Here is a 19,166-nt window from a genome sequence, read left to right on the forward strand (position 1 = left end):
TCCGCTCCGCAATATCCTGTACGGCATGGCAGGACGCGGCAGACAGGCCGAGGCGGCGCGGAACGATCTGCGCCTGCTCCAGGCGGCCCACGAGGTGTTCACGACACAGGGGTTCGACGCGCCGGTGTCGGCCATCGCCAAGCAGGCGGGCGTGGGCATGGGCAGCCTCTACCGCCGCTACCGCACGAAGGAGGAGCTGCTCCAGCGGTTGTGCCTGATCGCCATGGAACGCGTGGTCGACGCCCTGGAGTCGGCCCTGGCCGAACCCGACCCGTGGACCGGGCTGGAGGCGTACGTGCGGGCCTGCGTGGAGGGCCGCTCCGGCGCGCTGGCCCCGGTGGCGGGCACGATCGAGGTCACCGACGAGATGTGGCGCACCTCCCGGCGGGCCACCGAGCTGGCCGACGAGCTCGTCACGAAGGCCCGCGAGGCCGGCGCGCTCAGACCCGACGTCACCACGCTCGACGTCTCCCTGCTCATCGAGCAGTTCAGCAGACCGGCCCCCGGCCCGCCCAGCGAGGAGCACCAGCGGGTCAAGCAGCGCCTGCTGGCCGTCACGCTCGACGGCCTGCGCGCCCCCGGCACGACCCCGCTGCCCGGTGATCCGCCGAGCACGGAGTGGTACGAAGGGCGCTGGCGGACCGCCCCGTAGGTCTACGGTGGGACGGTGGCCTTCAATGACCTGCTGAAAGACCTCGACCACAGCGCCGGAGCGCAGGCCGCGGGCATCAGACGCGGCTACGGCGGCCCGCCCGCCCGGACGATGAGCGTGCGCTCGGGCCCGGCCCGGCTGCGCTGCGCCTCGCTGCTCAAGCCCCTCTACGCCTGGGTGGCCGCCGACCACATCGACGACGCCGAGCGCTGGCGCCGCCACGCCGAGCCCGCCGTGGTCCTCTCCTCCAACGCCGACACGCTGAGCCTGTGGTTGTCCATCGGCCCGCGCGTCCTGCTGGAGGACCTCTACCGGCGCACCGGCGTGCGGTGGGCCCAGCCGGGCGGCGACCCGTCGCGCTTCGGCTCGGTCGAGGTGTCGGCCGACGAGGTCGCCGCCGCCTACACCGTGTTCGCGCAGGCCGCGGCGGCGGGCGACCCGGTGGCGGCCACCGTCCTGGAGTGGATGCGGCAGGTGGCGGGGGAGCAGACGTTCGGCGCCCGCGAGGCGCTCGGCTCGCCCGACGCCGGGATCAAGTGCGGCTGGTACGGCGCCCCCGACGAGACCTGCCTGCGCACCCACGCCGTCGCCGTCCTGCCGCGCGGCGGCACCCGGGCGACCGTGGTCGTGGCGATGACCGCGCTGCCCTACACCGGTGAGCGCGACCGCGAGGCGTACCATGCCCGCATCGCCCAGGGGTTTCCGGTCGAGTCCGTGCACGAGGGCCTGGCCGGGTCGCTGCTGCGCGGTCTCATGTCCACCACGCTGGCCGAGCTGGGCCACCGGCCCCGCTAAAGTCGGGGATCATGCGGATCACGGTGCTCGGCGGATGCGGGGCCTGGCCGGCGGCGGGCCAGGCGTGCAGCGGCTACCTCGTCGAGCACGACGGGTTCCGCGTGCTCGTCGACCCCGGCTACGCCACGCTGCCGCGGCTGCTCGAAAGCACGCCGGCCGAGCGGGTCGACGCCGTCCTGGTCAGCCACGGCCATCCCGACCACTGCTCCGACCTCAACCCGCTGCTGCGCGCCCGCGCCCTGGGCGACGCGCCGCCGGCCGCGCTGCCCGTGCACGCGCCGCCCGGCGCGCTCGACGCCGTGCTCGCGCTCGACCGGCGCGGCATGCTGGCCGGCAGCTTCGAGCTGCACGACCTGGAGCCGGGCACGCCGCGCGAGATCGGCCCGTTCCGGCTCGACGCCTTCTCGCTGCCGCACCACGTGCCCAACGCCGGGCTGCGCCTGAGCGCGGGCGGCCGGGCGATCGCCTACACGGGCGACACCGGGCCGTCCGCGGACCTCGTCACGCTGGCCGCCGACGCCGACCTGCTGGTGGCCGAGGCCACCTACCCCGAGCGGGTGCCCGACGAGGACGCGCCCTACCTGTCCAGCGCCCTCGACGCGGGCCGCACCGCCGCCGCGGCCGGGGCCGCCCGGCTGCTGCTCACCCACCTGTGGCCGGGCACCCGGCCCGAGCCGGCGCTCGACGCGGCGGCCAGGTCCTACGCGGGCGACCTCGCGGTGGCCACGGCGGGCCTCGCGATCGAGGTGTGACGCACCGGGCTCAGCGTGGCGGGGGCGTGCGCAGGGCGGTCACCACGGCGGCGAGCTCCGGCGGCTCGACGCCGTACGGCATCTCCTCGGCCCATGTGTGACCGCGGTAGACGCCGAGCTCCTCCTCGGTGAGCGCGGCGGGGGTCACCCGCGGGCGCGCCTCGTCGAACGTGGCCAGGAAGAACGGCTCGGTCTTCACGTAGCGCACGCCCAGCCAGGTGAAGTCGCGCTCGACGTCCACCGAGTGATCGCGCACCGCCGACCCGGGCAGCCCGGTCTCCTCGGCCAGTTCGCGCCTGGCGGCCTCCAGCGGCGTCTCGCCCGGGTCGAGGCCGCCGCCCGGCGGCTCCCAGAGGTCCCTGCCGCTGATCGGGTCGTACCAGTGCATGAGCAGGACGCGTCCGTCGCGGTCGAGGCAGACGACGCGGGCGGCAGGACGTTGGCTACTGCCCATTTGGGCCCCCTTTTTCCTCTATGGCGACCATCGGAAAGACGCTATTCACGCACCCGCCTGACGCTGGAGATCCTTCAGCCGGATCATCCCAGCACTCAGCGAGGAGTACGTCCATGCAACGATGGCGCATCCTGCCCGCTCTCGTGGCCGCGGCCGTGTCGGTCCCCGCGCCCGCCGCCCTGGCCGATCCCGTGGCCGATCCCGTGGCCGATCCCGCGCCAGCCCCAGAGGGCAAGGTCCTCAACGGCGTGACCACCCTGGCCGCGCCCGTGCCCGTCCCCGACGTCCCGAACGGCATCAGCGCCGACAAGGTCCTGGTCATCGGCCTGGACGGGTTACGCCACGACCGCATCGCCCCCGCCGACGCCCCGAACCTCGACGCCCTGATCAGCGGCGGCACGTTCGGCACCAGCCTGCTCTACACCAGCCCGATGGCCGCCACCTCCAGCGGCCCCGGCTGGTCCACGATCGCCACCGGCGTCTGGCCCGACCTGCACGGCGTGAAGGACAACACCTTCGCCGGCAAGCACTACGACCAGTACCCCGACTTCCTGACCAGGCTGGAGAACACGAACGCCGCCTACTCCACCTACGCCGCGCTCGACTGGAAGCCGCTCGCCGACCAGGGCACGTTCGGCCCCCGGATCGACGCCAGAGTGGCCCTGGACGGCGACGCCGACGGCTACCCGGCCGAGGACGAGCGCGTCACCCAGGTCAGCGAGACCGTCCTGCGCACCAGGAATCCGGACGCCTCCTTCGTCTACCTGGGCGCGATCGACATCGCCGGGCACGGCAGCGGCGCCGGCTCGGCCGCCTACCTGACCGCGATCCACGACGCCGACGCCCGGATCGGCCGGCTGCTGGCCGCGGTCAGGGCCAGGCCGTCGTACGCGAGCGAGCGCTGGACCGTGGTCGTGGCCACCGACCACGGTCACACCGACGCGGGCGGGCACGGCGGGTCCTCGATCGAGGAGCGCCGCACGTTCGTCCTGGCCTCCGGGCCCGGCATCGCCGCCGGGGCGCGGCCGGCCGACACGCGCCTGGTGGACGTGACGGCCGCGGTCTTCACCGGGCTGCGGCTGGCCGTGCCGGGCGGGATCGACGGCAGGCGCGTCGACACCAGGACCGGCGACCGGTTCGAGGGCGTGACGCTGTCCGGCAGGACCGACGAGACCGGCATCCCGGCCGGCGTGCTCGGCTACTCGCACACGCCGCCCTCGGGCTGGTCGGCGGACGCGTCCAGGATGCCGTCCGGGGGCGTCCAGGAGTGGCGCGGCTGGGCGTTCACCACGGACGAGTTCTGGTCGCGGGCGGCCCGTGACCAGCAGCGGGAGCTGAACGTCCGGTCCAGGGGCATCTTCGCGGTGGCCGACTCCGACGAATGGGACGACAAGTCCCACGGGACCGGGACGTTCGACTCGACGCTCGTCTCGCCCGCCTACACCGTGACCGGCCGCGCGTCCGTCACGCTCGCCTACGCCACCCACTACCGGGTGGACGGCGCGCAGAAGGCGCAGGTGCTCGTCTCGTTCGACGGCGGCGCGGTCACGCTGGTGAAGAACTACACGGCCGACGCGATCGCCAGGAACGAGTCGCTCAGGGTGACCGTGCCGGCCGGGGCCACGTCGATGAGAGTCAAGTTCCACTACTTCGACGCGACCAACAACTGGTACTGGGCGGTGGACGACCTGCGCGTCTCCTGACCGTGCTGCCGGGTGCTGCCGGGTGGGGCCGGGTGCGGCCGGGAGTCTCGTCCTGGGACGGGGCTCCCGGTCAGGGGTTGCGGGCGGCGATGGAGGCGTTGAGCGCGGTGGCGAAGGCCGTCCAGCCGACGTAGGGCAGCATGGCCAGCCCGGCGCGGCGGTCGGCGCGCAGGAAGCGGCGCAGGAGCACCAGGTTGGCCGCGTCGAGCGCCACGATGTCGGCCAGGGCCAGGCGGGGGGAGCGGGCGCCGAAGAACAGCGGCGTCCAGGCGGCGTTGAGCGCGAGGTTGGCGCCCAGCGCGCGGGTCAGGCCCGCCCGGTCGTCGCCCGAGGTCAGCGCGCGGGCGCCGGCGTAGGCGATCAGGCCGTAGATCGGGGTCCAGACCAGGCCGAACGCCCGCGTGGGCGGCTGCCAGCGCGGCTTGCGCAGCCGGCGGTACCAGGCCGAGCCGGAGGAGGTGGCCAGGCTGCCGAGCGTGGCCGTGACGGTGACCGCGGCCGTGGTGGCGAGGAGGTTACGGGCGAACGGGCGCATCTGCATGGGCCTGCCCCTACCCGCCAGGGCCGCCGCATGCCCTAGGCGCCCTCGGGTTCCTCGACCACGAGGGTGAGCAGGCCGGGGAAACGTTCGTCGAACTCCTCGCGGCGCAGCCGGTTGAGCCGGCGGGTGCCCTCGTCGCGCTGCTCCAGCAGGCCGACCTGGCGCAGCACCCCGAAGTGGTGGCTGAGCGTGGACTTGGCCACCCGCAGGTGGGCGAACGTGCCGCAGGCGCGGGCCCAGTCGGGCTCACCGGCCAGCTCGCGGACGATGCGGCGGCGGACCGGGTCGCCGAGCGCGTCGAGGGCGGCCTGCAACGACACCTCGGCGGGAGAGGCGTGGGTCAGGCCGCGCGTCCTGTTCGATGCCGGTCGAACATTGGTGTAGTGTTCCATCTCGATCGAACATCTTAGTCGAGGGAGCGGTCATGGAGACCGGGCACTTCGGAGTGTGGCACCCGCTGATCGGCAAGGCCCCCGCCGAGCAGGCGCGGCGGGCGGCGGCCGAGATCGAGCGGCTGGGCTACGGCTCCGTGTGGATCAACGAGGGCCGGCAGAGCAAGGAGCCGCTCACCACGGCGGCCGTCCTGCTGGCCGCCACCACCCGCGTCGCGGTCGCGACCGGCGTCGCCAGCATCTGGGGCCGCGACGCGACGGGCATGACGGCGGGCACGAAGACGCTGGCCGACGCCTTCCCGGGCCGCTTCCTGCTGGGCATCGGGGTCAGCCACGGCCCGCTGGTCGGCAGCCGCGGCCACGCCTACGACAAGCCACTGAGCGCGATGCGCGCCTACCTCGACGGCATGGACGCCGCCGAGGAGGGCCTGCCCGAGGCGCGCGCCCCCCGGCTGCTGGCGGCGCTGCGTCCCCGGATGCTGAAGCTGTCCCGAGACCGGGCCGACGGCGCCCACACCTACTTCGTGCCGCCCGAGCACACCGAGCAGGCCCGCCGCGTCCTCGGCGCCGACCGGTTGCTGGTGCCCGAGCAGGCCGTGGTGCTGGAGGCCGACCCGGTCAGGGCCCGCGAGATCGCCCGCGCCCATCTGGCCTACTACCTGACCCTGCCCAACTACCTGGGCAACCTGCGCGCCCTCGGCTTCACCGACGACGACTTCGCGGGCGGCGGCAGCGACCGGCTGGCCGACGCCATCGTGGCCTGGGGCGACGAGGAGCGGGTCGCCGCGCGGCTGCGGGCCCACCTCGACGCGGGGGCCGACCACGTGGCCGTCCAGCCGCTCTCGCCGGGCGCCCCCGACCTCGATGACGCCCTGAAGCAGCTCCAGCGCCTGGCGCCGGCCCTCGGCCTCTGATCGAGGGGCGGGCCCCGGCGGGTCGGTTTGACTTAGAGCGCACTTCAATTCGTAACGTCGGTCCCATGACAACGCCTCAGCACAAGATCGGTTCGGGTTTCGGCGCCAGAAGCACGGCGGACGAGGTGCTCCAGGGCATCGACCTCACCGGCAGGATCGCGCTGGTCACCGGCGGCTACTCCGGCCTGGGCCTGCAGACCACGCGCGCGCTCAGCAGGGCCGGGGCCCATGTCATCGTCCCGGCCCGGCGTCCCGGTGCGGCCGAGGAGGCCCTGGCCGGCATCGACCGCGTCGAGGTGGGCGAGCTCGACCTCGGCGACCTCGACAGCGTGCGCCGCTTCGCCGACGGGTTCCTGGCGACCGGCCGCGACCTGCACCTCGTGATCAACAACGCGGGCATCATGGCCTGCCCCGAGACGCGGGTCGGCCCCGGCTGGGAGGCCCAGTTCGCCACCAACCACCTCGGCCACTACGCCCTGGTCAACCGCCTGTGGCCGGCCGTCGAGCGGGGCGGCGGCCGGGTCGTGGCCGTCTCCTCCGCCGGCCACCGGCGCTCCGGCATGCGCTGGGACGACGTGATGTTCGAGCATGGCTACGACAAGTGGCAGGCGTACGGCCAGGCGAAGACGGCCAACGTGCTGTTCGCCGTGCACCTCGACGCCCTGGCCAAGGACGCGGGGGTGCGCGCGTTCGCGGTGCATCCCGGCGGCATCCTCACCCCGCTCCAGCGCCACCTGACCAGGCAGGAGATGGTCGAGGCCGGCTGGATCGACGAGCAGGGCAACCAGCTCAACACCAGCTTCAAGACGCCGGAGCAGGGCGCGGCCACCCAGGTGTGGGCGGCCACCTCGCCGCAGCTCGACGACATGGGCGGCGTCTACTGCGAAGACTGCGAGATCGCCGAGCAGGCCGGCGCAGCCGGGGGCGGCGTCCACTCCTACGCGACCGACCCCGACCAGGCCGCGCGCCTGTGGCGGCTGTCGGCCGAGCTGACCGGCGTCGACGCCTTCGCCGCGCGGTCCTGAGGGGCGGCGGCGTCGCGCGGTACTGAGAGGCGGGGTCTCACCGGGCTGACGGTCAGCGTTTCATGGCGCCGTCGGCGATGGCGTCCGCGGCGTCGCCGATGGCCATGCCCACGATCTCCAGGCGGCGTACCAGTTCGCGCTGCTTGAGGGCGTCCGAGGTGACCTCGGCCGAGAAGATCCGGGAGATCTCGTACTGGTACATGCGCCGGATCGCGCCGCCGGCCTTCTTGGCCTCCAGGGCGTCCTGCACCACCGCCGAGGGCCGCGAGGCCAGGCCGCGTACGGCGCTCTCCAGGGCGTCGATGCCCACGATGACCTGGTCGAGCAGCGGCGTGAAGCGGATCTGGTCGGGCACCCGGTACAGGTGCGACTCGCGTACGAAGTCCCGCAGCGAGTCCAGCACGTCGTCGATCGAGCGTGACAGGCGGAACAGGTCCTCGGGGTCGATGGGCGTGACCAGCGCCGTCTTGAGCTCCTCGACCAGGCGGGCGCGCTCCTCGTCGCCGAGGTGCTCGATGGCGCGCATCTGCTCGTGCGCGCCGGTCCTGCCGACCTCGCCGCCGATCATGGCCATCGCCAGCCAGGCGCCCTGCTTGGTGGCCTTGAGCTGGCCGAGCAGGGCCCCGCTGAGCGCGCCGTCCATGCGGCCGGTCATGAGGTCCCGGATCCGGCGCCATCGCTTCACCACGTCCCCCTCAGCCCCTTCAGGACGAACGCCGCGGTCGCGGCCAAGAGCCCGCTCAGCGGGAGCGTCAGCAGCCAGGCCACGACGATCTTGACGGCGGCGTACCAGCGGACCCGGCCGCCGCCCTGCGCGACCCCCGCGCCGACCAGCCCGCCGGCCACGGCCTGGGTCATGCTCACGGGCATACCCACGGCGGCGCAGGCGATCACCGCGGTGCCCGCGGCCAGTTCGGCGGCGACGCCGTGCGCGGGACGGGAGACGATGATCTCGCGGCTCAGCGTGCGGCCCGCCCTGGGCAGCCCGTACAGCGCGCCGAGCCCGAACAACATCGCCACCAGCGAGGTGCAGGCCAGGGGCGCGCCCTGGAAGCCGAGCGCGATCATGAAGACGGCCAGCATCTTCTGCCCGTCGTTGGCCGCGTAGGCGAGCGTCTGGAGCAGGAACCCGGCCCAGTGCCAGCGGGCCAGGCCGGGCGCGTCGGTCACCCGTACGAGCAGCCGGATGAGCAGCCACGACAGCAGCGCCCCCGCGAACGGCGCGGCCAGCCCGAAGGCCAGCACGAGCGCCACCGAGCCGCCCGACACCGGCAGCCCCCACCCCAGCCCCGCCCCGGTGAGCCCGCCCACCACGGCCAGCGTGAGGCTGGTCGGCCGCCCTCTGGCGCTGAGCGTGAACACCACGGCCAGCGAGCAGAGCACGGCGACGGTCATCGCGGCCTGACCGCCGGGGGCGTGGAAGGCCGCCAGCCGGTTCACGAACGTCAGCGCCACCCGGTGCGTGATCAACGGGATCACCGTGACGAGCAGCACCAGCGTGAGGATGCCGACGGCCGGCCGGATCACCGGCAGCTTGAGCCCGGTCGCCAGCAGCGCCCCGCCGTCGTTGATCCCGGACACGACGGCGAACAGCCCCGCGACCCCGATCAGTACGACGGTCTCCAACGGCACGTGCTCCATCCCAGTCGGCGCTGTTCAGCACGGACAAGCCCGTTTCCCTTATGGCCCCCATAGGGGAAAGGCGGCTGTCCCATGCGGCGCCACCCCGGATAGCGTCCGTAATGCCCGATAACTACCCAAGATCGAGTGGATTGATGGACGAAGAACTCATTCTGTTGAATCCCGGGCCCGCATGTACGTCGAAGCGGGTCAAGGACGCCCTGCTTCGCGGCGACCTCTGCCACCGCGAGCCCGAGTTCACGGAGTTGCTGTTCAGGATCCGTGAGGCCCTGCCCCGGTGCCTGAACCTCGGCGGCACGCACGAGGCGCTGCTGGTCACCGGGTCGGGAACCGCGGCCATGGAGATGGCGGTCATCAGCTCCGTCCGCGCGGGACGTGGCGTGCTCGTCGTGAACAACGGCGTCTACGGCGACCGGATGATCAAGATCGCGAAGGCGCACGGCATCCCGTTCCACGAGGTCAGGAGCGACTGGACGGTCCCGGCCGACCCCGAGGCCGTCCGGGCGGCGCTGGCCGGGCGCGACGACGTGGACGCCGTGGTCTGCGTGCACCACGAGACCACGACCGGCCTGATCAACCCGATCAATGAGATCGGCGAGGTCGTGGCCGAGCACGGCGCCCTGTTCGTGATCGACGCGATCAGCGGCACCGCGATCGAGGACCAGGACCTGGCCGAGGTCAAGGCCGACGTCGTCTGCGGCACCGCCAACAAGGGCCTGCACGGGCTGCCCGGCATGTCGTTCATCCTGTGCAGCGAGGCGGCGATCGAGCGGATCCAGGAGGCGCCCGCGCGCAGCCTGTACCTCAACGCCGCCAGCTACCTGGCCGGCCAGCGCAAGGGCGACGTGCCGTTCACCCCGGCCGTCCAGGTCTGCTACTCCCTCGACGAGGCGATCAAGGAGTACGAGGAGGCGGGCGGGTTCGCGGCGCGCACCCGGCTGTACCGCGAGCGGGCCGACCTGGTCCGCGGCCAGTTCACCCGTCTGGGCCTGGAAATCCTCGTTGATGAACAATTCAGGTCAAACACCGTAACAATGCTTCATCTCCCCGAAAACGTAACTTATGCGGCGCTTCACGATGAGCTCAAAAAGCGCGGTTACGTTATCTACGCCGGTCAGGGGCAACTTTCGGCGGACTTCTTCAGGATCTGCACGATGGGCGAGATCCCCTGGCACCGGCTGGAACAGCTCGAGGACGCGCTCCGAGAGTCGATCGAGGCAGCTAGGGGTTAACGACGACATGCAGCTCAACCTGCACCGGCTCTGGATCTTCATGACGGTCGTGGAGTGCGGCGGCTTCTCGGCCGCGGCGCAGAAGCTCTACCTCAGCCAACCGTCCGTGTCACACCAGGTCAGGCAGCTTGAGCAGTCGCTGCGCGCCACGCTGATCGACCGCAGCGGCGCCCGCATCAGGCTCACCCCCGAGGGCGAGGTGATGCTGGAGTACGCCAGGCGCGTGTTCCTGCTGGCCGACGAGGCCGTGGCCGCGATCCGGCAGGTCTCCGGGCTGCAGACCGGCAAGCTGGTCGCGGGAGGCACCACCACCGTCGGCACGTACCTCCTGCCGCCGTTGCTGGCCGCCTTCCGCGACCGTCACCCGGGCATCGAGATCGGCATCCAGGTCGGCAACGGCCAGCGGGTCGAACGCGGGCTCGTGGACGGCGAGATCGGCGTCGCGGTGCTGGCCGGCGAGCCCGGCGCGGCGCAGCTCGTCAGCGAGCCCATCCTGGAGGACCGGCTCGTCGTCATCACCCAGCCGGGCCACCGGCTGGCCAGCAGGGGCCGCGCCGAGCCCGCCGACCTGACCGGCGAGTTCTTCCTCATCCGCGAGCCCGGCTCCTCCACCCGCGAGCTGCAGGAACAGGCGCTGGAGACGTGGGGGCTCGAAGAGGCCGGCCGCAGCGAGATCTGGGGCCCCGAGACGATCAAACAGGCGGTCGCCGCCGGGCTCGGCGTCTCGCTGGTGTCCGAGCACTGCGTCGAGCAGGAGCTCGCCGACGGGCGGCTGGCGGCCCTCGAAGTGCTGCCCGCGCCCAAGCCCCGCCCCATCGTGCTGGCCCACCGCCGCGACCGGCTGCTGGGGCCCGCCGAACAGGCGTTCATCGCCATGTTGCGCAACGTCCGCAGCTGGCCGGGGATCAACCGCTTGAGGAGCATCTCGTGACATCCCTGCCCTCCCGGGCACAGGTCGTGATCATCGGTGGCGGCATCGCCGGTTGCAGCGTGGCCTACCACCTGGCCGAGCTGGGCTGGACCGACGTCGTGCTGCTCGAACAGGGGCAACTCTCCTGCGGCACCACCTGGCACGCCGCCGGGCTCGTCGGCCAGCTGCGCAGCACCGAGAGCATGACCAAGTTGATCAAGTACAGCACCGACCTGTACGCCCGCCTGGAGGCCGAGACCGGCTTCGGCACCGGCTGGAAGCAGTGCGGCAGCGTCAGCGTGGCCCGCACCCCCGAGCGCATGACCCAGCTCAGGCGCACCGCGTCCGCCGCCCGCAACTACGGCATCCAGGCCGAGGTCATCACCCCGCGCGAGGCCGGCGAGCTGTGGCCGGTCATGCGCACCGACGACCTGGTGGGCGGCGTCTGGCTGCCCGGCGACGGCAAGGCCAACCCCTCCGACCTCACCCAGGCGCTCGCCCGGGGCGCCCAGCGGCGCGGCGTGCTGGTGATGGAACGCGTCCGCGTCACCGGCGTCACCGTACGGGACGGCGTCGTGCGCGGCGTGGACACCACCGAGGGCCACATCGAGACCGAGGTGCTGGTCAACTGCGCCGGCCAGTGGGCCAAGGAACTCGGCCGGATGGCCGGCGCGACCGTCCCGCTGCACTCGGCCGAGCACTACTACGTGGTGACCGAGCCGATCCCCGGCGTACGCCCCGACCTGCCCGTGCTGCGCGACCCCGACGGGTACGCCTACCTCAAGGAGGAGGTCGGCGGCCTGGTCGTGGGCGGCTTCGAGCCGGACGCCAAACCGTGGGGCATGGACGGCATCCCCCACCCCTTCGAGTTCCAGCTCCTGGAGGAGGACTGGGACCAGTTCGCGATCATCATGGAGAACGCGATCCAGCGCGTCCCGGCGTTGGAGAGCACCGGGGTCAGGATGTTCTACAACGGGCCGGAGAGCTTCACGCCCGACAACATGTTCCTGCTGGGCGAGACGCCCGAGGTGCGCGGCCTGTTCGTCGGCGCCGGGTTCAACTCGGCCGGCATCGCCTCGGCGGGCGGCGCCGGCCGCGCGCTGGCCGAGTGGATCGTGAACGGCGAGCCGACCGGCGACCTGTGGCCCGCCGACATCCGGCGCTTCGCCCGCTGGGCCGGCAACGACACCTGGCTGCGCGACCGGGTCACCGAGACGCTGGGGCTGCACTACGCGATGTCCTGGCCGGACAAGGAGCTGGAGACGGCCCGGCCGCTGCGCCGCTCGCCGGTCCACCACCTGCTGGCCGAGGCCGGGGCGCGCTTCGGGTCGAAGATGGGCTGGGAGCGGGTCAACTACTTCGGGCCCGCCACGCCGTCCACGTTCGGGCGGCCGGGATGGCAGCCGTACGTGGACGCCGAAGTGGCGGCGTGCCGGAACGCGGCGGCGCTGTTCGACCAGACGTCCTTCTCCAAGTTCGTCCTCAAGGGCCCCGAGGCCATGGAGGCGCTGCAGTGGCTCTGCACCGCCGACGTGGACGTCGAGCTCGGCCGGGTCGTCTACACCGGCCTGCTCAACGACCGGGGCGGCTACGAGTCGGACCTGACGGTGACCCGCGTGGCCCGCGACGAGTACCTGGTCGTGACCGGCTCGGCCCAGACCACGAGGGACTTCGACCACATTTCCAAGGGCCTCGGCGACCGGCGGGCGGTCCTGGTGGACGTCACCGGCGCGTACGCCGTCTTCGGCGTGATGGGCCCGTCGTCCAGGAGGATCCTGCAGTCGGTGTCGAAGTCGGACTTCTCGGCCTTCGAATTCGGCACGTCCCGGCTGGTCGACCTCGGTCACGCCACCGTGCGCGCCACCCGCGTCACGTACGTGGGCGAGCTGGGCTGGGAGCTGTACGTGCCCGCCGAGTTCGCCGTCACCGTCCACGAGACGCTCATGGGCACCGGCGAGCTGACCCAGGCCGGTTACTACGCCATCGAGGCCATGCGCATCGAGAAGGGCTACCGCGCCTGGGGCCGCGAGCTGGGCCCGGAGATCACCCCCGCCGCCGCCGGACTGCGTTTCACCTGCAAGAAGAGCGGCTACCGGGGAGCGCGGCACGCCCTGGGGTCGCCGTCGCGCAGGGTAGTCTCGATCGTGCTGGACGACCCCGCCGCACACCTGTGGGGCGGCGAGTCCCTGCTGTCCGACGGCGTCCCGGTGGGCTACGTCACCTCGGCGGCCCACAGCCCCACGCTCGGCAGGTCCGTGGCACTGGGCTTCGTCACCGAGGTCTCGCCGGAAGGCGGCGTCACGCTGGAGAAGGTGGAGGTCGAGGTGGCCGGCGACCTGTACTCTGCCCAGATCAGCCTCAAGGCGCCCTACGATCCCACGTCCGCGAGAGTGAAGTCATGAGCAGCCACGCCGAGTACATCCTGACCCTGTCCTGCCCCGACCGCCCCGGCGTGGTGGCCGCCGTCTCCGGCCTCCTGGCCGGGCACGGGTGCAACATCATCGAGAGCCAGCAGTTCGGCGACCGGGTCGCCCAGCGCTTCTTCATGCGCGTGCAGTTCTCCGCCCCCCTCGGCGAGGACGAGCTGGGCGCCGCCTTCGCCGCCCTCGCCCCCGACTTCGCCATGGAGTTCAAGCTGCGCGACGTGGCCAGGAAGCCGCGCGTGCTGATCATGGTCAGCCGGTTCGACCACTGCCTCAACGACCTGCTCTACCGGGTCAGGTCGAAGACGCTGGACATCGAGATCGTCGCGGTCGCCTCCAACCACCCCGACCTGCGCCCGCTCACCCAGTCGTACGGCATCGACTACCACCACCTGCCGATCACCCCCGAGACCAAGCCCAGGCAGGAGGCCGAGGTGCTGGCGCTGGTCGAGCACTACCAGGTCGACCTGGTGGTGCTGGCCCGCTACATGCAGGTGCTGTCGGAGGACCTGTGCGAGAAGCTGGCCGGGCGGGCGATCAACATCCACCACTCGTTCCTGCCGTCGTTCAAGGGCGCCAAGCCCTACCACCAGGCCCACAACCGCGGCGTCAAGCTCATCGGCGCGACGGCCCACTACGTGACCTCCGACCTCGACGAGGGGCCGATCATCGAGCAGGAGGTCGCCCGGGTCAACCACAGCCACTCGCCCGAAGACCTCGTGCGCATCGGCCGCGACGTGGAGTGCGTGGCGCTGGCCCGCGCGGTCCGGTGGCACGCCGAGCAGCGCGTCCTGCTCGACGGCCACAAGACCGTCGTCTTCCCCCGCTGACCTCTTCCGATGGGTTACGGGCGATAGGTCCCGAAGAACCAGGAGTTGCCCTCGGGGTCCTTGCAGGCGTACTCGCGCGAGCCGTACGGCTGGTCGACGAGTTCCATGGTGATCACGGCCCCCGCGGCCCTGGCGTGATCGTGGTGGGCGTCGACGTCGTCGACCGCGATGTAGACGCCGGGCCCGCCCGGCTTCCCCCGGCCGATCATGATCAGGTCGTCCTCGACGAACAGCTCGGCGTGCTCGACGGCTCCGGACGCGTCCTTCGACGACTCGTGCACCCGGAACCCGAACGCCCCGGTCAGGAAGTCGAGCGCCGCCTGCGGGTCCTCGTAGCGGGCCAGTGCGTAGACAGTGCGTTTCATGGCTCCAGTGTCCACGGCGGGCCGCCGGCGGGTCTTGGACGAATCTGACCGGGCGTGGTGCCGCCGAGCGCCCGGAACTCCCGGTTGAGATGGGCCTGGTCGTAGAAGCCACACTCGGCCGCGACCGCGGCGATCGGCTCGCCGGAGCGCAGCAGCCGCGCGGCCCGGCCGAACCTGATCACCCGGGCCGCCGCCTTCGGGGCCAGCCCGACCTGGTCGTGGAAGCGGGCCACCAGATGACGGTGACTCCAGCCCAGCGACGCCGCCAGCGACGACACCCCGAGCCGCCCGCCCGACTCCAGCAGCCGCGCCCACGCCCACGGCAGCTCGGGGCCCACCTCGGGCCCGGCGAGGATGCGTTCGGTCAGCAGCCGGTCGGTCAGGGCCAGCCGCTCCCGCCACGACGGCGTCGCGGCCAGCCGGTCGAGCAGCTCCCCGGCCCACCGCCCGAGCACGGCCTCCACCGGGACCACCCGGTTGGTCAGGTGCCGCATCGGCAGCCCGTGCAGCCGCCGCGCCCCGAACGGCGTGAGCACCACCTGCACGCCCTCGCACGGCCCGGTGACCCGGGTGAGCGCGAACCGGTCGGCGAGCCCGCCCGCGAACGCCCTGACCCGCTCCCCGTACGCCTCCATCGGCGCGCCGACGCCCAGGATGAGCACCGCCCCCGGCATGGCGGCCTCGGCCCGCGTCAGCGGCGCGGGGTAGTGCTCGCTGTAGGCGCACAACCGGGTGACGTACGGCCGCAGCGCAGCGCCGGGGGCGGCCTCGACGATGGCCGGCCCCGGCGTGCTCATGCCGCCGACACTACAGACCGGTGTGCTCGGCGAGGAAGGTCAGCGTGTCGGCCGACAGATCGACCGTACGGCTCACCGAGCGGGCGCCGTGGCCCACCTCGGTCTCGTTGCGCAGCAGCACCGGCCGCCCGGCGGTCGAGGCGTGCTGCAACGCCGCGCACATCTTCCAGGCGTGCAGCGGGTGCACCCGCGTGTCGGACTGGAAGACGGTGAACAGCGTCGCCGGGTAGGCCACCGACTCCTCGACCCGGTGGTAGGGCGAATAGCCCCGCAACCAGCCGAACTGCTCGGGGTCGTCGGCGCTGCCGTACTCGACGTTCCAGGTCGCGCCGAGGCCGAACCTCTCGTACCTGATCATGTCGAGCAGCGGCGCCGAGCAGACGACGGCCGCGTACAGGTCGGGGCGCTGCGTCAGCGCGGCGCCGACCAGCAGGCCGCCGTTGGAGCCGCCGGAGATGCCGAGCTGCTCGCGGGTGGTGACGCCGGTCTCGATGAGGTGCTCGGCCGCCGCGTGGAAGTCGTCGAAGACGTTCTGCTTGTTGGCCAGCATGCCCGCGCGGTGCCAGTCCTCGCCCTCCTCGCCGCCGCCGCGCAGATTGGCGATGGCGTAGACGCCGCCCGCCTCGACCCAGGCCAGGATCGAGGCCGAGTAGCCGGGGGTCATGGACAGGCCGAAGCCGCCGTAGCCGTACAGGATCGTCGGGCGGGGGCCGGGACGCTCGTCGGCCGGGGAGATGATCAACATCCGGACCTCGGTGCCGTCCTTGGACCGGTACACCTCCTGCGACGTGCGCACCGGCGGCACCTCGACCGCGCCCGGCGAGGCGGCCCACAGCGTGGTCTCGCCCGTGCGGGCGTCGTAGCGCTGGATCGTCGGCGGCGTGGTGTTGTCGGTGTAGCCGAACCACGCCTCGAAGCCGCCCTCGGGACGCTCGGAGATGCCGCCGATCGTGCCCAGGCCCGGCGTCGGCACCGAGCCCACGCGCTCGCCGGTGGCCAGGTCGTGGACGGTGATCTCGCTGATCGCGTGGCGGGTCCAGCCCACCAGCATGACCGGGCGCTCCAGGTCGTCGAGGATGGCGAAGTCGGACAGCACCGCCTCGGGGTCCTCGGGGATCAGGTCGCGCCAGGTCTCGTAGCCCGGGTCGGCCGGGTCGGTCACGCACACCCGGCCGCGGGAGGCGTCCCGGTCGGTGTGCACGTAGAGCCTGCCGTCGCGGCCGAACACCAGGGCGGTCTGCGCGTCGACGCCCTCCTGCACGACCTTCAGGTCGGGGGAGTCGGCGGGCGAGGCGGTCAGGTCGGCCACCCACAGGTCGTTGCGCGGCGCGGTGCCCTCGTGCGCCGAGACCTGGAGCCAGTGGCCGTCACGCGAGACCGAGACGCCGTAGTAATTGGTCATCTTCAGCCCCTGGCCGAAGATCAGCACGTCGTCCTCGGTCGAGGTGCCGACGCGGTGGAGGTAGACGCGGCGGTGGAACTGCGCCTCGTTCTCCGGCACCTCGGTGCGCGGCAGCCTGCGCACGTAGTAGAACGCCTCGCCGCCCGGCAGCCAGGCGATGGGGGAGTAGCGGCAGCGGTCGATCGGGCCCTCGACGCGCATCCCGGTCGCGACGTCCATGATGTAGAGGATCGACTCCTCGTCGCCGCCCACCGAGATCTGGTACGCCAGCAGCCGCCCTTCCTTGTCGGGCTGCACGGCGTCGAGCGTGGTGAGACCGGACGGGTCGATCTCCATCGGGTCGATCAGCGCCCGCTCGGTGCCGTCGGCCTCGACGACGTAGTAGACCGCGTGCTCCTGGTCCGGCGTGCGGCGGGAGAAGAACCGGCGCTCCCCGCGCCAGGCCGGCGGGCCCACCGAGCCGGACCGCAGCAGCTCGGCGATGCGGTCCTTGAACCGCTGCTCGCCACGCGTGGCGTTGAACAGCTCGGCCTGCGCGAGCAGCCATTCCTTGGTGTCCGGGCTGTCAGGGTCCTCCAGCCACCGGTACGGGTCGGGGACGGGCGTTTCGTGCAGGATGTCGACGACGTCTTCGCGGCGTGCCGTCGGATAAGGCTCTCGCGTCATGCCAGGAACCCTACTGCCAAGGTGGGGGCGTAAAGCGCTGGTGAAGCGGGCATAAAACGTAACGTGTGTCCCTCTGGTCATTCCGGCTTGAAGATTATGGGGTGGCGGGGACGCTACGGCTAACGCCAGACTTGGTGACAGGACGGTGCCGTGGTGACCATCCGCTGGACCGTCCGGCGGAGGTCCATGTGACGGAAGCACCAGTGCCCCAGGAGGGGCCGACAGGCGGGACATGCCACGGCATGTCCCCTTTGATACGCGCGCGGCAGGGAGAGGCCCGATGACGCGCCAGGTCCTGCTGCTCAACGCCACCTATGAGCCGCTCACCACGCTCTCGCTCCACCGGGCCATCGTCCTGGTGCTGCGGGAGAAGGCCGACGTCGTGCACCGCGACGGGCGGGGCGCCCAGCTCCGCTCGGCGAGTTGCACCCTCGATGTGCCTTCGGTGATCAGGCTCCGCAGATACGTCCGCATCCCCTACCGGTCCCGAATCCCGCTGACCAGGGCGGCCCTCATGAGGCGCGACGACTACCGCTGCGCCTACTGCGGGCAGCGGGCCGAGACCATCGACCACGTCATCCCGAGGTCGCGCGGCGGCACCCACACGTGGGAGAACTGCGTCGCCTCGTGCACGACCTGCAACCACCGCAAGGCCGACAAGTACCTGGAGGAGCTGGGATGGACGCTGCGCGTCCTCCCGGCGGTGCCGAGGGGCGCCCACTGGCGGCTCATCGGCGCCTCGCTCGTCGGCGATCCCCAATGGGCGCCCTACCTGGAGGCGGCGGCCTAGACACACTTTTTGAACCCGGAGGCCGCCGCCTGTCACCATGACGGGTATGTGGACCTTCACCGCTGATCCAGAGGAGTTCGCCGCGGTCGCCGAGCCGTTCCTGCTCGGCGACCCGGTCGGCAACACGGTTCCGCTGACCGTTCTCGCCGAACTGCGTGCCGGCCGGCCCGCCGAGGACGCCTTCTTCGCCTGGTGGACCGCCAGTGGCCAGGTTCGCGCCGCCGCCTTCCGCACGCCGCCCGCCCCCTTGAGCCTCACGCGCATGCCCGCCGAGGCCGTCGCGTCGCTCGTCGAGGCGCTCGTCGGTGACCTGTCCATGGTGATAGGGCCGGTCGAGGTGACATCCGAGGTCGTCCGGCTGCTCGGCGAGCCCGACCGGACGGTGTCCGAACGGCTCTACCGCCTCGGCGTGCCCGCCGTCCCCTCCGTGCCCGGCCGCGGCCGGCTCGCCGGGGCGGGCGACTTCCCGCTGATGGTGAGCTGGTACCAGGCGTTCGGGGAGGAGGTCGGGCTCGGCGAGGCGCACGACGTCGCCGAGCGGGTGGCCCGGCGGGTGGCCGGGCGCGAGCTGTTCGTCTGGGAGGCCGGGGGCGCGCCGGTCTCGATGGCGGGGCTCGGCCGGGCGGCCGGCGGCGTGTGCCGCGTCGGCCCGGTCTACACGCCGCCGTCGTGCCGAAGGAAGGGCTACGGGGCCGCGGTCACCGCGTACGCCGGCCAGGTGGCGCTGGCCGAGCGGTGCGAGCAGGTCGTGCTCTTCACCGACCTGGGCAACCCGACGAGCAACGCGATCTACCGGTCGATCGGCTACGAGCCCGTCTCCGACCATGCGCACCTGACCTACACCGGCTCCCGCTCACCCGCCGCAGCGGGTTAGGCTTACGG

At 72.4% G+C, this 19,166-nt stretch carries 20 protein-coding genes; 12 read left to right on the forward strand and 8 right to left on the reverse strand.

Annotation, left to right across the window (positions count from 1 at the left end; genetic code table 11):
- Positions 1-25: 25 nt before the first annotated feature.
- The 3 genes from ACIA8R_RS27365 to ACIA8R_RS27375 are packed head-to-tail and all read left to right on the forward strand — an operon-like array spanning position 26 to position 2,199.
- On the forward strand, positions 26-652 hold the full coding sequence (locus ACIA8R_RS27365) for a helix-turn-helix domain-containing protein (RefSeq protein WP_364092305.1): 627 nt from the start codon (positions 26-28) through the stop codon (positions 650-652).
- A gap of 15 nt (positions 653-667) precedes the next feature.
- Positions 668-1,447: a hypothetical protein gene (locus ACIA8R_RS27370; RefSeq protein ID WP_357705172.1), complete on the forward strand. Its 780-nt coding sequence runs from the start codon at positions 668-670 to the stop codon at positions 1,445-1,447.
- A gap of 11 nt (positions 1,448-1,458) precedes the next feature.
- Positions 1,459-2,199 carry an MBL fold metallo-hydrolase gene (locus ACIA8R_RS27375; protein ID WP_364092309.1) on the forward strand — a complete coding sequence of 247 codons (741 nt, stop codon included), beginning with the start codon at positions 1,459-1,461 and terminating at the stop codon, positions 2,197-2,199.
- Positions 2,200-2,209: 10 nt separating this feature from the next.
- Here the strand turns inward: ACIA8R_RS27375 and ACIA8R_RS27380 are convergent, their stop codons facing one another.
- A complete protein-coding gene (locus ACIA8R_RS27380) occupies positions 2,210-2,653 on the reverse strand; it encodes an NUDIX domain-containing protein (protein ID WP_364092311.1) in 444 nt (147 codons plus the stop codon).
- 113 nt (positions 2,654-2,766) lie between these two features.
- On the opposite strand from ACIA8R_RS27380, the gene ACIA8R_RS27385 reads away from it, so the two are divergent.
- Positions 2,767-4,356: an alkaline phosphatase family protein gene (locus ACIA8R_RS27385; RefSeq protein ID WP_397041100.1), complete on the forward strand. Its 1,590-nt coding sequence runs from the start codon at positions 2,767-2,769 to the stop codon at positions 4,354-4,356.
- A gap of 70 nt (positions 4,357-4,426) precedes the next feature.
- Here the strand turns inward: ACIA8R_RS27385 and ACIA8R_RS27390 are convergent, their stop codons facing one another.
- Together ACIA8R_RS27390 and ACIA8R_RS27395 are read right to left on the reverse strand one after the other, a co-directional pair.
- On the reverse strand, positions 4,427-4,897 hold the full coding sequence (locus tag ACIA8R_RS27390; protein ID WP_397041101.1) for a TspO/MBR family protein: 471 nt from the start codon (positions 4,895-4,897) through the stop codon (positions 4,427-4,429).
- Between the two features lie 35 nt (positions 4,898-4,932).
- Positions 4,933-5,289: an ArsR/SmtB family transcription factor gene (locus ACIA8R_RS27395; RefSeq protein WP_397041103.1), complete on the reverse strand. Its 357-nt coding sequence runs from the start codon at positions 5,287-5,289 to the stop codon at positions 4,933-4,935.
- Between the two features lie 32 nt (positions 5,290-5,321).
- Between ACIA8R_RS27395 and ACIA8R_RS27400 the strand changes: the two genes are divergently transcribed.
- Both ACIA8R_RS27400 and ACIA8R_RS27405 read left to right on the forward strand, forming a co-directional pair.
- Positions 5,322-6,203 carry a TIGR03620 family F420-dependent LLM class oxidoreductase gene (locus ACIA8R_RS27400; protein WP_397041104.1) on the forward strand — a complete coding sequence of 294 codons (882 nt, stop codon included), beginning with the start codon at positions 5,322-5,324 and terminating at the stop codon, positions 6,201-6,203.
- 65 nt (positions 6,204-6,268) lie between these two features.
- On the forward strand, positions 6,269-7,228 hold the full coding sequence (locus ACIA8R_RS27405) for an SDR family NAD(P)-dependent oxidoreductase (protein WP_397041106.1): 960 nt from the start codon (positions 6,269-6,271) through the stop codon (positions 7,226-7,228).
- Positions 7,229-7,280: 52 nt separating this feature from the next.
- Here the strand turns inward: ACIA8R_RS27405 and ACIA8R_RS27410 are convergent, their stop codons facing one another.
- Positions 7,281-7,913 carry a DUF47 family protein gene (locus ACIA8R_RS27410; protein ID WP_357705188.1) on the reverse strand — a complete coding sequence of 211 codons (633 nt, stop codon included), beginning with the start codon at positions 7,911-7,913 and terminating at the stop codon, positions 7,281-7,283.
- Positions 7,910-8,854 carry an inorganic phosphate transporter gene (locus tag ACIA8R_RS27415; protein WP_397041108.1) on the reverse strand — a complete coding sequence of 315 codons (945 nt, stop codon included), beginning with the start codon at positions 8,852-8,854 and terminating at the stop codon, positions 7,910-7,912. The genes ACIA8R_RS27410 and ACIA8R_RS27415 overlap by 4 nt, the downstream gene beginning before the upstream one ends.
- Before the next feature lie 149 nt (positions 8,855-9,003).
- On the opposite strand from ACIA8R_RS27415, the gene ACIA8R_RS27420 reads away from it, so the two are divergent.
- From ACIA8R_RS27420 to purU, 4 genes are read left to right on the forward strand one after another with little or no spacing between them, the layout of a single operon-like run.
- Positions 9,004-10,101 (forward strand): pyridoxal-phosphate-dependent aminotransferase family protein, encoded by a 1,098-nt coding sequence (locus ACIA8R_RS27420; RefSeq protein WP_397041109.1) that lies wholly within the window; start codon positions 9,004-9,006, stop codon positions 10,099-10,101.
- 7 nt (positions 10,102-10,108) lie between these two features.
- The gene (locus tag ACIA8R_RS27425; protein WP_364092321.1) at positions 10,109-11,032 is read left to right on the forward strand and encodes a LysR family transcriptional regulator; all 924 of its coding nucleotides are present in this window, start codon (positions 10,109-10,111) and stop codon (positions 11,030-11,032) included.
- Positions 11,029-13,413 (forward strand): FAD-dependent oxidoreductase, encoded by a 2,385-nt coding sequence (locus ACIA8R_RS27430; protein ID WP_397041111.1) that lies wholly within the window; start codon positions 11,029-11,031, stop codon positions 13,411-13,413. Before ACIA8R_RS27425 ends, ACIA8R_RS27430 begins: the two co-directional genes overlap by 4 nt.
- Positions 13,410-14,264 carry a formyltetrahydrofolate deformylase gene (gene purU, locus ACIA8R_RS27435; RefSeq protein WP_357705197.1) on the forward strand — a complete coding sequence of 285 codons (855 nt, stop codon included), beginning with the start codon at positions 13,410-13,412 and terminating at the stop codon, positions 14,262-14,264. The genes ACIA8R_RS27430 and purU overlap by 4 nt, the downstream gene beginning before the upstream one ends.
- 14 nt (positions 14,265-14,278) lie before the next feature.
- On the opposite strand, the gene ACIA8R_RS27440 is transcribed toward purU, so the two are convergent.
- Genes ACIA8R_RS27440 through ACIA8R_RS27450 form a run of 3 tightly spaced genes read right to left on the reverse strand, consistent with a single transcriptional unit; the run spans position 14,279 to position 17,494 of the window.
- The gene (locus ACIA8R_RS27440) at positions 14,279-14,629 is read right to left on the reverse strand and encodes a VOC family protein (protein ID WP_357705199.1); all 351 of its coding nucleotides are present in this window, start codon (positions 14,627-14,629) and stop codon (positions 14,279-14,281) included.
- On the reverse strand, positions 14,626-15,426 hold the full coding sequence (locus ACIA8R_RS27445) for an AraC family transcriptional regulator (RefSeq protein ID WP_364092326.1): 801 nt from the start codon (positions 15,424-15,426) through the stop codon (positions 14,626-14,628). The genes ACIA8R_RS27440 and ACIA8R_RS27445 overlap by 4 nt, the downstream gene beginning before the upstream one ends.
- 10 nt (positions 15,427-15,436) lie before the next feature.
- Positions 15,437-17,494 (reverse strand): prolyl oligopeptidase family protein, encoded by a 2,058-nt coding sequence (locus ACIA8R_RS27450; protein ID WP_397041113.1) that lies wholly within the window; start codon positions 17,492-17,494, stop codon positions 15,437-15,439.
- Between the two features lie 280 nt (positions 17,495-17,774).
- Between ACIA8R_RS27450 and ACIA8R_RS27455 the strand changes: the two genes are divergently transcribed.
- Both ACIA8R_RS27455 and ACIA8R_RS27460 read left to right on the forward strand, forming a co-directional pair.
- Positions 17,775-18,284, forward strand: coding sequence for an HNH endonuclease (locus ACIA8R_RS27455; protein WP_352322827.1), 510 nt, complete (start codon positions 17,775-17,777; stop codon positions 18,282-18,284).
- Between the two features lie 46 nt (positions 18,285-18,330).
- Positions 18,331-19,158 (forward strand): GNAT family N-acetyltransferase, encoded by an 828-nt coding sequence (locus ACIA8R_RS27460; protein ID WP_397041115.1) that lies wholly within the window; start codon positions 18,331-18,333, stop codon positions 19,156-19,158.
- Positions 19,159-19,166 lie beyond the last annotated feature (8 nt).

The organism is Nonomuraea sp. NPDC051191 (assembly GCF_044455665.1).
In the GTDB taxonomy this organism is placed as follows: Bacteria; Actinomycetota; Actinomycetes; order Streptosporangiales; family Streptosporangiaceae; genus Nonomuraea.

Bases quoted from the DNA above. Each gene is read 5' to 3' on its own strand.
- ACIA8R_RS27365 (WP_364092305.1), top strand. From the start codon at position 26: ATGGCAGGACGCGGCAGACAGGCCGAGGCGGCGCGGAACGATCTGCGC.
- ACIA8R_RS27375 (WP_364092309.1), top strand. From the start codon at position 1,459: ATGCGGATCACGGTGCTCGGCGGATGCGGGGCCTGGCCGGCGGCGGGC.
- ACIA8R_RS27380 (WP_364092311.1), bottom strand. From the start codon at position 2,653: ATGGGCAGTAGCCAACGTCCTGCCGCCCGCGTCGTCTGCCTCGACCGC.
- ACIA8R_RS27385 (WP_397041100.1), top strand. From the start codon at position 2,767: ATGCAACGATGGCGCATCCTGCCCGCTCTCGTGGCCGCGGCCGTGTCG.
- ACIA8R_RS27390 (WP_397041101.1), bottom strand. From the start codon at position 4,897: ATGCAGATGCGCCCGTTCGCCCGTAACCTCCTCGCCACCACGGCCGCG.
- ACIA8R_RS27395 (WP_397041103.1), bottom strand. From the start codon at position 5,289: ATGGAACACTACACCAATGTTCGACCGGCATCGAACAGGACGCGCGGC.
- ACIA8R_RS27400 (WP_397041104.1), top strand. From the start codon at position 5,322: ATGGAGACCGGGCACTTCGGAGTGTGGCACCCGCTGATCGGCAAGGCC.
- ACIA8R_RS27405 (WP_397041106.1), top strand. From the start codon at position 6,269: ATGACAACGCCTCAGCACAAGATCGGTTCGGGTTTCGGCGCCAGAAGC.
- ACIA8R_RS27420 (WP_397041109.1), top strand. From the start codon at position 9,004: ATGGACGAAGAACTCATTCTGTTGAATCCCGGGCCCGCATGTACGTCG.
- ACIA8R_RS27425 (WP_364092321.1), top strand. From the start codon at position 10,109: ATGCAGCTCAACCTGCACCGGCTCTGGATCTTCATGACGGTCGTGGAG.
- purU (WP_357705197.1), top strand. From the start codon at position 13,410: ATGAGCAGCCACGCCGAGTACATCCTGACCCTGTCCTGCCCCGACCGC.
- ACIA8R_RS27440 (WP_357705199.1), bottom strand. From the start codon at position 14,629: ATGAAACGCACTGTCTACGCACTGGCCCGCTACGAGGACCCGCAGGCG.
- ACIA8R_RS27445 (WP_364092326.1), bottom strand. From the start codon at position 15,426: ATGAGCACGCCGGGGCCGGCCATCGTCGAGGCCGCCCCCGGCGCTGCG.
- ACIA8R_RS27450 (WP_397041113.1), bottom strand. From the start codon at position 17,494: ATGACGCGAGAGCCTTATCCGACGGCACGCCGCGAAGACGTCGTCGAC.
- ACIA8R_RS27455 (WP_352322827.1), top strand. From the start codon at position 17,775: ATGACGCGCCAGGTCCTGCTGCTCAACGCCACCTATGAGCCGCTCACC.
- ACIA8R_RS27460 (WP_397041115.1), top strand. From the start codon at position 18,331: ATGTGGACCTTCACCGCTGATCCAGAGGAGTTCGCCGCGGTCGCCGAG.